Origin of the sequence: Candidatus Thiothrix sulfatifontis (assembly GCA_022828425.1) — a bacterium.
In the GTDB taxonomy this organism is placed as follows: Bacteria; Pseudomonadota; Gammaproteobacteria; order Thiotrichales; family Thiotrichaceae; genus Thiothrix; species Thiothrix sulfatifontis.
Genome location: CP094685.1, coordinates 2,279,793 through 2,295,001, shown reverse-complemented (window position 1 = coordinate 2,295,001; position 15,209 = coordinate 2,279,793). Strand labels below are relative to the sequence as shown.

At 52.0% G+C, this 15,209-nt stretch carries 7 protein-coding genes; 3 read left to right on the top strand and 4 right to left on the bottom strand.

Translation table 11 applies throughout. From position 1 onward, the window contains the following. Nucleotides 1-113: 113 nt before the first annotated feature. Nucleotides 114-569 (top strand): RNA polymerase-binding protein DksA, encoded by a 456-nt coding sequence (gene dksA, locus L3K52_11545; GenBank protein UOG90832.1) that lies wholly within the window; start codon nucleotides 114-116, stop codon nucleotides 567-569. 12 nt (nucleotides 570-581) lie between these two features. Beyond that, nucleotides 582-1,376 (top strand): tRNA glutamyl-Q(34) synthetase GluQRS, encoded by a 795-nt coding sequence (gluQRS, locus tag L3K52_11540; GenBank protein ID UOG90831.1) that lies wholly within the window; start codon nucleotides 582-584, stop codon nucleotides 1,374-1,376. Here gluQRS and L3K52_11535 read toward each other — a convergent pair. From L3K52_11535 to wrbA, 4 genes are read right to left on the bottom strand one after another with little or no spacing between them, the layout of a single operon-like run. Beyond that, the gene (locus L3K52_11535) at nucleotides 1,364-1,657 is read right to left on the bottom strand and encodes a 4a-hydroxytetrahydrobiopterin dehydratase (protein UOG90830.1); all 294 of its coding nucleotides are present in this window, start codon (nucleotides 1,655-1,657) and stop codon (nucleotides 1,364-1,366) included. The two genes, gluQRS and L3K52_11535, sit on opposite strands and share 13 nt — an antisense overlap. Beyond that, the gene (ispF, locus tag L3K52_11530) at nucleotides 1,650-2,135 is read right to left on the bottom strand and encodes a 2-C-methyl-D-erythritol 2,4-cyclodiphosphate synthase (GenBank protein ID UOG93999.1); all 486 of its coding nucleotides are present in this window, start codon (nucleotides 2,133-2,135) and stop codon (nucleotides 1,650-1,652) included. The genes L3K52_11535 and ispF overlap by 8 nt, the downstream gene beginning before the upstream one ends. Then, a complete protein-coding gene (locus L3K52_11525; protein ID UOG90829.1) occupies nucleotides 2,132-2,494 on the bottom strand; it encodes a DUF2069 domain-containing protein in 363 nt (120 codons plus the stop codon). The genes ispF and L3K52_11525 overlap by 4 nt, the downstream gene beginning before the upstream one ends. Continuing rightward, nucleotides 2,491-3,078: an NAD(P)H:quinone oxidoreductase gene (wrbA, locus tag L3K52_11520; protein UOG90828.1), complete on the bottom strand. Its 588-nt coding sequence runs from the start codon at nucleotides 3,076-3,078 to the stop codon at nucleotides 2,491-2,493. Before wrbA ends, L3K52_11525 begins: the two co-directional genes overlap by 4 nt. 225 nt (nucleotides 3,079-3,303) lie before the next feature. On the opposite strand from wrbA, the gene L3K52_11515 reads away from it, so the two are divergent. After that, the gene (locus tag L3K52_11515; protein UOG90827.1) at nucleotides 3,304-15,207 is read left to right on the top strand and encodes a right-handed parallel beta-helix repeat-containing protein; all 11,904 of its coding nucleotides are present in this window, start codon (nucleotides 3,304-3,306) and stop codon (nucleotides 15,205-15,207) included. Nucleotides 15,208-15,209 lie beyond the last annotated feature (2 nt).

Genomic DNA, 15,209 nt, shown 5'->3' with positions numbered 1-15,209 from the left:
ATTATGAATAATTCAGCTATAATCCGCCCGCGTAAATTGCTGGTCAGTGTTAAAACGCAAAACGTTTCTACAACAAAATAGCTGATCATCGCCACTCACTGTTGGAGATAACAATGGCAACTGATAATGTAAACTACCTGAGCAGAAAAGCCGCTCTACCCGTCGACGGTATCGAACCCTACACCCCCGAACCCGGCGAAGAGTACATGAACGAAAAGCAACTGGCACATTTTCGTCATATTTTGGTCGCATGGAAAAAATCCCTGATGGAAGAAGTGGATCGCACTGTCGATCACATGAAAGAAGATGCCACTAACTTTTCCGACCCAGCCGACCGCGCCACTCAGGAAGAAGAATTCGCGCTGGAACTGCGTGCCCGTGACCGTGAACGCAAATTGATTCGTAAAATCGAGAAAACCATCACACGACTGGATGATGATGACTACGGTTACTGCGATGCCTGCGGGGTTGAAATCGGCTTGCAGCGTTTAGAAGTCCGCCCGACCGCCGAACTTTGCATCGACTGCAAAACCACGCAAGAAATCAAGGAAAAGCAAATGGCGGTCTGAGGACACCCAGCCTTGCTTACCGTTGGCAGGTTTGCCCCATCCCCTACCGGCCCATTGCATTTTGGCTCTCTGGTCGCCGCAACCGCCAGTTATCTGGCGGCACGGCAAGCCCAAGGGCGTTGGCTGCTACGTATCGAAGACCTTGACAAGCCACGTGAACAGCCGGGCGCAACCAACAGCATTATTCAAACCTTGGATGCCTACGGCTTTGAATGGGATGGTGACATTCTTTACCAAAGTCAGCGCCAAGATGCTTACCGCGCAGCACTCGCGCGTTTAGGAACGCACACTTATTCCTGCACCCGTTCGCGCAAAGGCTTGCCAACGTTGCCCGCTATCCGCGTGCGCACACCGGATTATCCCATTTGTTTCCATGATGGCATTCAAGGCAATTATTGTCAGTGCCTAAGCCGTGACGTGGGTGATTTTGTACTGCTACGCGCTGATGGCCTGTTTGCTTATCAATTAGCGGTGGTGGTCGATGATGCTTTTCAGGGGGTGACTCAAGTGGTGCGCGGTGTCGATTTACTGGATAACACTCCCCGGCAAATCTGGTTGCAACAATTGTTGCAGTTACCGCAACCGCATTACGCACACGTACCGTTAGTATTAAATGAATTCGGGCAAAAACTGAGCAAACAGAACCTTGCACCTGCACTGAATACTAGCGAACGCTTGCAAACTCTGGTTACAGCGCTACGCTTTCTCAAACAACCCTGCCCCGACGCGCACGAATTCTCACACCTTAGCGCGTGCTGGGACTGGGCGATTAAACACTGGGATATAAGCCGGTGTCAGACCGGATAGCCCGCTAAACGGTTGATGGTTTGCGCCAATTCAATATCGCGGTGAGTAATGCCACCTGCGTCGTGGGTGGTAAGGCTGATGGCTAAGGTTTTGTACACATTGCACCACTCCGGGTGATGGTTCATGCGTTCCGCCACCAGCGCCACTTGTGACATAAAACCAAAGGCTTCGACAAAATCGGCAAAATTCAGCACGCGGTGTAATTTATTGTCGCGCAATACCCAACCCGGCAAACCTTCCAAAATTACCGTCAGCGCTTCATTGTCTAATTTTTCAATCATGGTTTACTGCTCCTAATAACACCACGGCATGAGCGGCGATGCCCTCTTTGCGGCCGGTGAACCCTAATTTTTCGGTAGTAGTGGCTTTCACATTGACTTGCCCCAATGCACAGCCGAGATCTGCCGCAAGGTGTTCGCGCATGGTCAAAATGTGCGGCGCCATTTTAGGCGATTGCGCAATGATCGTGCTATCCAGATTGATCACGCCATAGCCTTGACTGCGCACCAAGCCAACTACATGCCGCAATAAAATGCGGCTGTCAATATTGGCGTATTCGGCGGCGGTATCCGGGAAATGTTGCCCAATGTCCCCCAAAGCGACGGCTCCCAGCAAGGCATCGCAAATCGCGTGCAATAATACATCGCCATCCGAATGCGCTTTAAACGCGTGCGTATGCGGAATTTTAACACCGCCCAGCACCAGATGATCGCCGCTGGTGAAAGCGTGTACATCGTAACCGTGTCCAATGCGCATTATGCCGCGTCACCTTTATTGCGTTTACCGAGGATTTTAGCCGTCATGAACGCCCCCGCGTACAAACCAACACTGAGGAAAATCAACGCATAGCCGTAAGCGCGTTCCTGTGGGTCTAATACCACCCAAATCCCCAGCAGCAGATACAGCAACGACATTAACACGGCGAATACATGCGTTTGCACATTGCCCTGCAAAATACCACGCACCAACAATACCAACGGCGCAATTAACAGCGGTATTTCTAACCATAATGGTACGTGTTGCACACCAGCCAGCAGGCTATTCCACACCACGATCAAACCGATTAAACCCAACAAGCTAAATAAAGTCAGATTGCGCCACAGGGGAAGTTTATTCATAGTTGGTGTGCCAGTTGTGCCAGACGCTTGCCGAGGGCAAAACACAGGCGTTTTTCTTCATCCGTCAGCGGGCGATTGCTGTCACTGCCGGAAACGTGCGTCGCGCCATACGGTGTGCCACCGCTCTGAGTGCTAATCAAATCCGATTCAGAATACGGCAAGCCGGTGATCAACATGCCGTGGTGCAAGAGCGGTAACATCATCGACAACAATGTGCTCTCTTGGCCGCCATGCAAGCTGGAGGTGGAAGTGAAAACGCCAGCAGGTTTGCCAATGAGTGTACCCGACAACCAGAGGCTGCTGGTTTTTTCGAGGAAATATTTCAGCGGTGCCGCCATATTGCCGAAACGTCCAGGGCTGCCTAGCGCCAGTGCATCGCACTGCTTCAAATCATCCAACGTCACGTAGGGCGCTCCACTGGCGGGAATGGTATCCGCGACCGCTTCGCACACTTCGGAAATTTCCGGCACCGTGCGCAACATCGCTTGGACATCGGCGACACTTTCTACACCGCGTGCCATCTGTTGCGCCATGCTGGAAACGCCACCGTGACGGCTGTAATACAAAATCAGGACAGTTTTCATAAGCGTGTCAGTACCTTTGCCATTTGCTCTGCAATCTAGCGGGATGCGGGCTTGGGTGCAAGTAGGTATGCAAGAAACACTATTACGGCTCAAAGATGCGCCAAACGCCACCATCATTATTGATTAAAGTTATGATGGTGCTAAAATAATTATAATCAATAATAAAAATTACGTTAGAAAAACCAATTAAAGCCGAAAAATCATAATGATAACGGAACTAGAATAATGAATACTTCAATGCCTGAATGCCGCCATGCCAATGGATCGCTTGGTTTTTCCTTACAAATTTTGTTTGCGTTATTGTTACTGACGGTGCTGACAGGGCAAGCATTTGCCGCCAACTGTACCGCGACTTACACGCAAACCAACACGGGCGGTAGCAACAATTACACCCTAACGTCGGGGCAATCACTCAAAATCGCCAGCGGTACGTATACCGGCACGGTAGAATTCGGCAGCGGTGCCAGCATTTGTGTGGAAACAGGAGCGACGTTCGCAGGCAGCCTTAATAACCCTGCTGGTACGCTGACTAATTACGGCACTACTACCTTGGCGGGAGCTGCATTCAACGCTGGTACAGTCATTGACAACTCCGGCACATTCACTTTCACCGGCAACCCGAATACTAACGGCGCAACCACGTTCCACAATCGAGCCAATGCGACCATGAGTGCCCCGACCTTTCAATTGGGCAGTAATTCCACTTTCACTAACGATGGCATCGTCAACGCAACAGGGGATCTCAATACCACGCTTGGCACTATCCTGACCAACAATTACCGCATAGAGGTGGATGGCAATTTCAATCCAGATGGTACGTTCACTAATAATGGGCGGGCATATGCCAAAAACTTCATCAACATGAATTCCAGTGCGACCATTATCAATAATTGCACACTTGTGTCTTATAACGGGTTTAACAGCAACAACCCGAACGTGACCAATAACGGAACGATCCTGATCACCAAACCCAACAACAAGTGGCAGCATAATGGTTCGGGGGTATTCCGTAACGGCTCGAATGCCAAGGTTGCGGGTTACGATTTCATCAATAGTGCTACCGTTACGGGTAGTGGAGCCATGATCTTCTCTGGCTCAACCACTAATCAGGGAGCTTTCACGGGTAATAGCGCTAGCGACAAAATTAATTTTTACGATGAAACACAGACAGGTTCACAGTTTTTTGACTTTCAAAATACCGCACCGACCAATACTGTGCGTACAATATTTACCCGCCCGACAGAACTGGATGCACCGACCACCTGTACCGCCAGTTACAAAGCGTTTGCGAATCCGTCGACGACCGGCACCATCAGCGGCACGGTTTACACCGATAGCAACACTAACAATGCTTTTGATTCCGCCACCGAATCCGGCATTGGTTCCATTACCGTTTCTTTGCTGAATAACGCGACGGGTGTCACTATTGCCATCACCAGCACCGCAGCCGATGGTTCTTACAGTTTCGGCGACTTAGACCCCGCCCTTACTTACAAAATTAGCGCAGACACCACCGATGCCGACCTGCCAGTAGGCGCAACCATTGGCACAAGCAACCCCTTAGCAAGCGTTACCGTGGCAGCAAACAGCACAACTGCCAACCAGAATTTTGGGTTTGATGCCCCGGCAACTGGCGTTTGCCCAGCCGGTATGTATGTCGCGACTCAATCAGGAAACGCTGTCAACGCTACCAGCACCGGCGCTGTGAACAACACCACAGCAGCAATCGGCGCACTAGCAAGCAGCGGCGCTAGTGCTACCACATCCAATTCAGCCAAACTGAATGGCGCTGGCGGAACCTTGATACTCGACTTGGGAACGACGATTCCCGGCGGTAGCAGCGTTTCATTGTCCATGGCGCGTACCAAGTCCTCATCCCGTGCGGCTGTCAGCACTTCTTTGAATAATTCCAGTTATTCCGCAGTCTCAACATTGAGCAGTGCATCCACTTCCAACGGCGTTCTGGCTTACAAGGCATACACCATCCCTGCGGGTGGCGCCCGCTATATCCGTCTGGTTTACAGCGGGTCAGCCATGTGGGTGAATGGCGTGTCCTACACACAGGTTTGCCAGACTTACGGGGCTATCAGCGGCACAGTTTACACTGACAGCAATACCAACAATGCCTTGGATGCCGCAGAAACCAAGTTACCCAATATCGCCGTTAGGGTATACAACAGCGCTAAAACCACGCTGCTGAAAACAGCAACCACGAATGCCAGCGGTGTTTACACAGCTCCGGGGCTGACGGTAGGCACTTATCAGGTGGAGGTGGAGACCACCGATGCCGACCTGCCATCCGGTTCCAGTATTGGCACGACCAATCCATTAGCCAGCGTTACCGTGGCAGCAAACAGCGTAACGGCTGACCAGAACTTTGGCTTTGATCAGTCCGCACCTGTGTTGGCCTGTTCGCCGCCACCGCCAACCACCACCGGCATCAACGCCAGCATTACTTGGAACCACAACCCGTATACGCCATCCAGCCAAGTGCTGGGCGGTCATCCTGTCCCTGCGATTTTAAACACCGGCTTGATAGCATCGGCTGCTAACGAAATGAGTTCCAATCTGACCACTGGCCCGACAGATTGGGAGTTATATACAGAAGCCGCCACTGTACCCTCAACCCTGGCACAAGCCATCAGTGGCAACAAATATTTCCAATACAGCTTTACCACGCAAGCGTCCTTGACCAGCGAACACATCCTCTACGGTGTGGCAATGTCAACGTTAGCGCCAACCAATACTTGGCAGCACAGCGGCAAGTACAAGATGCAAATTCAGCTTGATGATAATCCGGCGTTCACTTCGCCTGCCATCGTCAAGAACATGATTCAAATTGATGAGGATAATCCAACAGTGGGGGGGAATGTAAGCGAAGGCCCTCTGTATGAAAATTTCTACATCAGCCACTATGATTTGGATACGCCGGTCAACTTATCATCTAACAAAACGTATTATTTACGTTTCTACCTTTATGATGTTGCCAAAGCCGGGGTCGCTAACGGCGTTGCCAACCGCATCATCTTTGATGACTTGCTGCTTAAAACCATGGACTGCGACGCAAGCCCCACCACCTTGCTAAGTGTCAGCGATGCGGTAGTAAAAGAAGGCAATAGCGGCCTCAGTTACCTGAATTTCCCGGTGCAATTGAGTGCTGCGGCACCAGCCGGAGGCGTCAGTTTCAACTACACCACCACGGATGGCACGGCAACCCTAGCCAATAACGACTATCAAGCAAAAACGGGTACGCTGACCATTCCAATCGGTGCCAATGGCAGCGTCATTTCCGTGCCAGTAGTCGGCGATACCACGGTTGAGCCGAATGAAAAAATCAGCCTGAATATCACCAATGTGATCAATGCCCAATACATGAACGGCTCATACCCGCAACCACCGCAAGGCAGCATTATTGACGACGACGCAGTTGGCGCTTGTAATGCCAGCAGCGGTCACTTTGGGGGCATTGTTTTCCAAGACTATAACCAGAATGGTACCCGTGAAAGCGGTGAAGTAGGGCTTGCTGGCATTACGGTGACTGCCTACAACAGCAGCAATACCGCTGCGACCACCACAACTGATGCTGACGGCTGGTACAAGTTCACGGGATTAACCAATGGTGCGTCATACCGATTGGAATTCACCAACTTGTCCGCTGGAATTGAAGTGGGCACTTCTGGCACAAATGCCAATAGTAACGCGCGATTTGTCACGGTTAATGCCACCTGTGATGCAAATCTTGGCGTTTATAACCCTGTGGATTATTGCCAAGCTGACCCGAAATTGCTGACGGCTCGCTATATCAACGGTGACAATTTAGCCAGCGGCACGAACATGGCAGGTAGCTTTGCTGCACTGCTGTCTTTTAATTACAATGATTCCGGTATCGCCCCGCCGACGTTAAAGCAGGATGCACTGGGATCGCAAGTAGGCAGTATCTGGGGCTTGGCCTACAACCGCCACAACAAGAAAGCTTTTGCAGCGGCGATGCTCAGGCGTCATGTTGGCCTCGGCCCGCTGGGAATCGGCGGCCTGTATGTCGTCAATTACTCCGGTACAAACCCGGTCGTCAGCAATTTCCTCAACTTAGATGCACTCCCCGGAATTGATGTTGGCTCAATTGGCAGCAATAGCGACCGCAACTTGCCGGGCGACCCTTATTCGCCCAGCCATGACCCGACCATGTTCGACAAAGTGGGTAAGGAAGGTTTAGGTGACATTGAGTTATCAGACGATGGCAACACGCTCTATGTCAGCAACTTGTATTCACGCAAAATCATCAAAGTTGACCTGACCGCTTATAATGCCAATGGCACGGTTCCGACCACTGCCAGCGAAATTAGCTTGCCTGCGGTCAGTTGCACCAAGGGAGTGGCACGCCCCTTTGCGCTGAAATATTACCGAGGCAAATTGCACGCGGGCATCACCTGTACGGGTGAAAATGGTGGCAGCAGCGCTGATCTGAAAGCCTCCATCCACGCCTATGACGGCACAAACTGGACGGAAAAGCTAAACGTTCCGCTGAATTACCCAAGGTGGCACGCTGACCACATGCGAGCGTCTGAATACTCACGGTACAATATTCCATGGGTTAGCAGCCTGTCGGCATTGACGTTGGGCGATCATGGCTCGGCTGACTGGGCGGATGATGCGCAACTCATGCTTAGTGGCATTGAATTTGATACCAATGGCGACATGCTGCTCGGCTTCATTGACCGTACTGGCCTGCAATTTGGGCAATACAATTACGGTACCGATACCAGTTCTACACGTTTCTACGGCGTGTTCTCCAACGGCGAATTGCTGAAGGCCAGTTACAATGCCACCACGGGCGCTTACACCCTGGAAAATGCGGGTACGGCTAACGGTATTGCTGGTGAAGGGGTAAAAACTGGCACTGACCCTGCTTGGCCTTACGCTGGCCCTGGCGGAGGTGAGTTTTATGGCGGTGAAAAATTTGTGGGGCATACCGAAAACGCATTCGGTGCCTTAGCACTTATACCGGGTAAGCAAGAAGTTGCCCTGAACGCAATGAACCCGTTCAATATCACTACCGGCGGCACGATTTGGTTAAACAACCAGACCGGAACCCGTACCAGCGGCGCCCAGCTTTACGGCGAAGACAACCGTTTCCTCGGTAAAGCGGTAGGGCTTGGCGACCTAGAGGTGCTGTGTGACCCTGCTCCCACCGAAATCGGCAATCGCGTGTGGTTGGATGCAGATAAAGATGGTTTGCAAGACGCAGGCGAAGCAGGCATCGCCAATATCAATGTCACGCTGACTTGCGGCACGGATAACGCTACGGCTGCAACCAATGCCCAAGGCGAATACTACTTCTCAAACAAAGCAGGCGGCAATGCCACCTTTATGGGCAGCGGTGAAAGCTGTAGCTTGAGCGTCAGCAATACGCAAGCAAGCCTCAGCACCTACAGCTTAACCACGCAGAACGCTGATGGTAAAACAGACAACAATAGCCAAACCGACATCCGCGATTCCGATGCTGCGGTCAGTGGCAGCAATGCCACCATCAGTTTTACCCTCGGCAACGCAGGGCAAAATAACCACGGGTTAGACTTCGGGTATCAAGCGAATACCAGCACAGAGCCACCCGCATCATGGACAAGTCAGCGCATCATTAACGACTGCCACGGCACTTCCTCCTACAACCCCAATGGCGCAGACGGCGCAGAAAATGCGCCATGCCAAAGCTACTCACAGGATATTTACGAAAACTGGGATTCGCTTGTTGCAGGTGCAGGCGACACCGACATTGAGCAGTGCCGCTTGGGTTACTACGATGGCACTGAACAATATTATTTCTTTGCATGGCAATTCCGTGAAAACTGGAACTATGACAATACCGGGGAAAGCCGTGAGTATCATTTGGAACTGGATACTGACCATGATTCAGCTTCACCAGAAACACCCGCGCGTAGTGATTTACTGATCCGGGTACAACCGCGCAGCACTTATCAAGGCAATACGTGGCACGCTGTTGGCAATGACGATGCCATCATTTACAAGGATACTAACAATGATGTGGGTTGTGCGAATCCGGGGAAAAAAGACACCACAGGTTGCTCCACAGGATATGAAGCTGACTATCCCATCAACCAAGGGGATGCGTTTGTTCGCATTTTAAACGGGCAGGTGGAATTGGCTATCAAGGCGGGTGTTGTCGACGGGCTGAATAATGTCAAAGCACGCTGCTATGCTTCACAAACTAGCACTCTTTCCAAAGACAAACTGGATTGGCACGATCAAAATGATGCATCGGACTTGAGCAGCCATACTTTTGATTCGACAGGTTTTGCGGAAGTAGGGCCAAATGTAAGCAATAAAAGTATTTCCGGCAAAGTGTTTGAAGACAAAAACTACGGTGGCGGCGCAGGTCGCCCATTCGGTACGGCGGGTACAGCAGGCGTCCGTGGTGCAACCGTGGAATTGCGCGATGCCAGCAATGCCGTACTTGGAAGCACAACGACAGCCACGGACGGCAGTTACACGTTCACCAACATTCCTGGCGGCAACTACAGCGTGCAAGTTGTTGCTACCAGCGTCAATTCCACCCGCATTGGTTCTAACGGCACGGAACTGGGGGTCATGACCTACCGCACCAACGGCATCGCAGCAGGTGAAACAACCAACGGTGTTGGCGGGCAAGCCGTGCAACCCGTGACAGTGGCAGCCAGCAACCTCAGCGGGGTGGATTTCGGCTTCAACTTCGATACCATCGTGAATGCCAATGACAGCGGGCAAGGTTCATTGCGCCAATTCATCCTCAACGCTAACCTGTTTGATGACGCCAGCTCGCTGGTACAACAAGGGCGCACCGCAGGCAAAGAAAACGCCATTTTCGAGCTGTCCACCAGCGACCCGAACTACAATGCCACCCACCAATACTGGAGCATTGCCGTACAAAGCGAGCTACCCTTCGTATACGATAATATTATCATTGATGCCTCAACCCAACCGACGCGAACAACTGCGCCCGGTTTCACTTTCGCCAACCGCCCAGTCATTGAACTGAATGGCATTAACGCCGGGCAAGGGGTTAGAGGGCTTACATTGAATGGTGGCAACGAAGGTAGTACGGTCAGATACCTCGCGATTAACCGCTTTAAGGGCGCAGGTCTTAAGGTGTATACATCTAAAAACAATCTGATCGAAGCCAACAACATCGGTACTGACCCAATGGGTTCTGCCACTAACATGGGCAACGGCGAATACGGTATCTACGTGATCAGTCCAGCGGGACTCAGCACCATCAGGAATAACATCATTGCCCACAATGCCAAGCATGGTATTACCGTGTGGAACTATAATAACGAGGGTACAACAACCGCCGCCACGATTTCGGGTAACAACATCTATGCTAACGGTGGATTAGGTATCGACCTCGGCATTAGTGATGCCAATAGTGGCGTGACAATCAACGATGCTAACGACACGGATACGGGCGCGAATAGCTTGCTCAACTTCCCTGTTCTCGCGAATGTATCCGCTTCGGGTGGCAACCTCACCCTCAAAGGGTGTGCGCCTGCGGGAGCAACCATTGAGCTGTTTGAAGCCGATGTCAGTGCTGGCGGTAAAGCGACACCCGGCGACAATAAACTGGGTAAAACCAAGGACTACGGCGAAGGCCAAATCTACCTCACCAAGGCAGTAGAAGGCAGTGCAGCCGACACGGATACTGCCAACTGTGCATTGGCAACCGATGTCGACGGCAACACCCAAACCGGCATGAAAGCGTTCAGTATCACGGTGCCCGCCCCTGTTGGTTTGGTTGAAGGGGATCGATTGACCGCAACAGCAACCGTTACAAATGTTGGTACCTCTGAGTTTTCACCTGTATACGCTTACAGCGCAGGTTGTTCATTGATGGTCACTGTTACAGCAGATACCGACACCCCCGCTAACAATTCCGGTTCATTGCGGGATGCGATTGAATGCGCAAACACCACACCGGAAGCTGACACCATCACGTTCAATATCCCGAACACGCAACCCGGCTACACCAACCCTGACGGCATTGCCAGCAATGGCGATGAATACTGGTCGATTCAACCGACCACACCATTGCCGGGCATCACCACCCCATTGGTGATTGATGGCTCGACGCAACCGGGCACTACTTGCCCGCAACCAAGGGTTGAAATTGATGGCAGTTCCGCCGGTGCAGAGGCTGACGGTATTGGTCTGTATGCCTCGAACAGCACCATTAAAGGCTTGATCATTAACGATTTCAGCCGTTACGGTATTCGCCTGTCACGCTTCCCAATCACCTTCCCAGTCGGTAATACCTTGCAAACCAATAACAGCGTGCAATGCAGTTACATCGGGGTAAATGCCAGCGGTTTGGTGGCAAAGCCAAACCTACAAGGTGGTATTGCCGCTGAAGGTGACAGCATGAAGATCGGCGGGACAACTGCTGCTGAGCGCAACATTATTTCCGGTAACGGTGCGTTTGGTATCTATTTCTACGGCGGTGGTTCCACCAATGGCACGGTACAAGGCAACTACATCGGGGTGGGAGCCAATGGAACCACCGCCATTGGCAATCAAGGCTTCGGTATCGGTTATTACAATACCGATGGTGGCGGGTTAATCGGCGGTACGGCAGGCATCACCGTTAATGGGGCATGTACTGGTACGTGCAACCTTATTGCCCACAATACCAGCGCAGGCATCGGCTTCTTCTATACCGGCCCCGCCGGGCGCAATGTACGCATCAGTGGCAACGCCATCCATTCCAACGGTGGCATCGGCATTGACCTGGAGCGGAGCAGTGACCCGTGGGTCTTGGATGGGGTCAACCCGAATGATGCCGGTGACAGTGATTCAGCCTATGCCCCGAATGGCCTGCAAAACTATCCCATCCTGAACTACGCCAACCTTAGCGGCGCTACCACGGATATTTCCGGCACGCTGAACAGTATTGCCAATGCGACGTTCACGTTGGAATTCTTTGCCAACACCACTGCGGATGCCACAGGTTACGGGGAAGGTGAGCGTTATCTCGGCAATACGACCGTTACCACCGACGGCAGCGGCAATGCGACATTCACGGCCTCCTTACCAGCCGTTGACAGCGGCACCTACATCACGGCAACAGCCACGGATGCAGGTAACAACACGTCTGAGTTCTCAACGGCTATTGCAGCGGCTGTCCTGAAGGATATTGCTGGTAAAATCTACGAAGACGTGAATTACGGCGGCGGCAACGGGCGTGCTTTCAATGCAGCAACGGCTGGCATGACGGGCATCAATGGTGCCAGTATTGAACTGCGTGACTCCAGCAATAATGTGTTCGCCACCACCACGTCGACAGCCGACGGTAGCTATACCTTCACTAATATTCCAGTGGGTGCATACAGTGTGCAAGTGGTGAATGCCAGCGTGCGCTCGACCCGCTCCGGTTCAAACGGTTCGGAACGCGGGGTGATCACCTACCGTACTGACGGCGTGAACAATGTGAGTACCGCGAGTACGGCATTCAGCCAAGCCATTACGTTAAGTAATGCCAACCTCAGCAATGTCAACTTCGGCTTCAACTTCGACACCGTAACCAATACCAACGACAGCGGCGCGGGTTCACTCCGTCAGTTCTTGCTGAACGCCAATCTGTTGGGGGGTGATGCGACACTGGCACAAGTCGGACGCACCGCAGGCAAAGAAAACGCCATTTTAGAAATGTCCACCAGCGATCCAAATTACGCCACAGGTTACTGGAGCATTCCGCTACAAAGCGCTCTACCCAACATTACCGGGCCAATTGTGCTGGACGGCTCAGCGCCATCCGGTTCCAACGGCAACCCCATCTTGGAGTTGAAAGGCACCAACGCTGGTAGCGCCAACGGTTTGACCCTGAGCAATGGCGCAAGCCGCAGCATTATCCGCGAACTGGCAATCAACGGTTTTGCGGGTGCTGGCATCCAGCTCGACAGTTCCCGCAACAATATCCTGCAAGGCAACCACATCGGCGCAACGCCGACGGGTACAGCACGTGCCAATGGCGGCGCTGGCATCCTATTAACTGGTGACAGCCCCAGCGATAACCAAATCGGTGGCGTCAGTAATGGCGCAGGCAACCTGATTGCCAATAACGGCGGAGACGGCATTGCGGTGGGGGGGTTCATGGCCGCTCGCAACAGCATTCTTGGTAATAGCATTTACGCGAATACTGGGTTAGGCATTGATTTGATCGGTGGTGTGGAGAACAGCGCCGGTGTAACCGCCAACGATATTGGTGATGCGGACAATGGCCCCAACAACCTGCTCAATTACCCAGATGTCAAAGTGAACTCCTTCGGTGCTAATGGTACCAAGATTGTGACCTATGACTTCAACTTGGATGTGGCGGCAGGTGATTACCGTCTCGAATTCTTCACCAGTGCCGCCAAAGATGCATCCGGCAATGGCGAAGGCCAAACCTTGATTGGCAGCAAAGACCTCAGTCACCCCGGCACTGGCAGCTTGAATTTCAAAGGCACGCTCAACAGTACCGTCACCGTGGCGCAAGGTGCTTACATCAGCGTTACGCTGACACAGAAAATTGACGCAAGCACGTATGGTTCCACCTCGGAGTTTTCCGGCATAAAAGATGGCATTAGCATCCAAGTCTGTGACAGCCTGATTGATGACACGACCAGTGGTGCCGATATGGTCATTGACGAAACCAATATAACGACAGTGATCAAGTTATTGGAAGCCAAAGATGCCAACGGCAACCCGATCACTTACGTCGTCAGTGGCGGTAGCGACGGTAATTTCTTCACGATTACCAACCCGGCTCCCGGTGCGACCTTAGACTGTGCAACGGTTAAGTTTGTGATCAACAGTGTCATCATTGTCAAATCGGCTGGTGACACTGAAATTGACACCCGTGCAGAGCTGCCACCGAGTTTGACCTTGCCACCCGGCAATTACGAATCACCGATGGATAGCGATAAAGATAACGTCTATGACTTGGAAATCACGGCAACCACCGTGGATGGTGCAAAATACGTGCGCGATGTCAGCGTGCGGGTAATGAATACCAATGAAGCGCCTACGATCACTTCAACCACCAGTCTGAGCGTGACCGAAGACACCAGTAAAACGGTATTGACAGTGGCAGCGCAAGATTCCGATGCCAATGACAAATTGAACTACCGTATCAGCGGCGGCGCAGACGGTGCCCATTTTGAAATAGAACCCAGCACCGGCTTATTGCGTTTCCGCGTTATGCCTGATTATGACGCGCCGATGGATGCTAACCGCGATAACGTTTACGAAGTGGAGATTGCCGTTACCGATACCGGCGGTTTAAGCAGCAGTAAACTGTTCAAAGTGAGTGTCGTCAACAACACCGCAGATGATGGTGTGACGGTGAGCGTGCGTGCCATGTTACAAGGTGCTTATGATAGCAAAACGGCATTGATGGTAGACACCTTGAATACCTTAGGCTTATTGCCCAATACACAACCGTATCAGGCGGATCCATTTAAATACGCGGGTACGGAAACACTCAGCACGGTGGTTCAAGAAATGGCGGGCAACGATGCGGTCGTCGATTGGATACTGGTTGAATTGCGTACTGGTCTTGATACCGTGGCAGCCAGCCGAGCGCTGATTCTGCAACGGGATGGCGATGTCGTGGATTCGCAAACCGGCTCTAACCTGTTGCACTTTGCCAAGGTTAAAGCCGGTAACTACTACGTGAGTGTGCGTCACCGCAATCATCTCGGCATGGTAAGCGCCAGCCCTATCAGCTTGAGTAGCACCGCGAAAGCGCTTAATTTCGCTTCAAACGCCATGGTGGTCAGCGGCGATGAAACCCGCATTATTACTGGCACGGTAGCACTAATGTGGGCTGGCGATATTAATGTAAGCAACACCTTAAGCGCTAATGGCCCGAACAATGATGTTACCAGCCTGCTAGGGCGCGTGATTACTGCTGGCGATAATACGCAAAGCAATACCAACCATATCCTAACCGGCTATATCAGCACCGACATCAACTTTGATGGCAAAACGCTGTTTACCGGGCCGGGCAATGACACCACGCTGTTGGTGGGTAATATCCTGCTGCACCCGCTCAATAATGGTTTCGCGGCAAACTACATTGTGAAAGGTGGGTTGCAATAAGC

Coding starts and splice junctions, on each gene's coding strand:
- dksA (UOG90832.1), top strand. CDS start 114: ATGGCAACTGATAATGTAAACTACCTGAGCAGAAAAGCCGCTCTACCC.
- L3K52_11535 (UOG90830.1), bottom strand. CDS start 1,657: ATGATTGAAAAATTAGACAATGAAGCGCTGACGGTAATTTTGGAAGGT.
- L3K52_11525 (UOG90829.1), bottom strand. CDS start 2,494: ATGAATAAACTTCCCCTGTGGCGCAATCTGACTTTATTTAGCTTGTTG.
- wrbA (UOG90828.1), bottom strand. CDS start 3,078: ATGAAAACTGTCCTGATTTTGTATTACAGCCGTCACGGTGGCGTTTCC.
- L3K52_11515 (UOG90827.1), top strand. CDS start 3,304: ATGAATACTTCAATGCCTGAATGCCGCCATGCCAATGGATCGCTTGGT.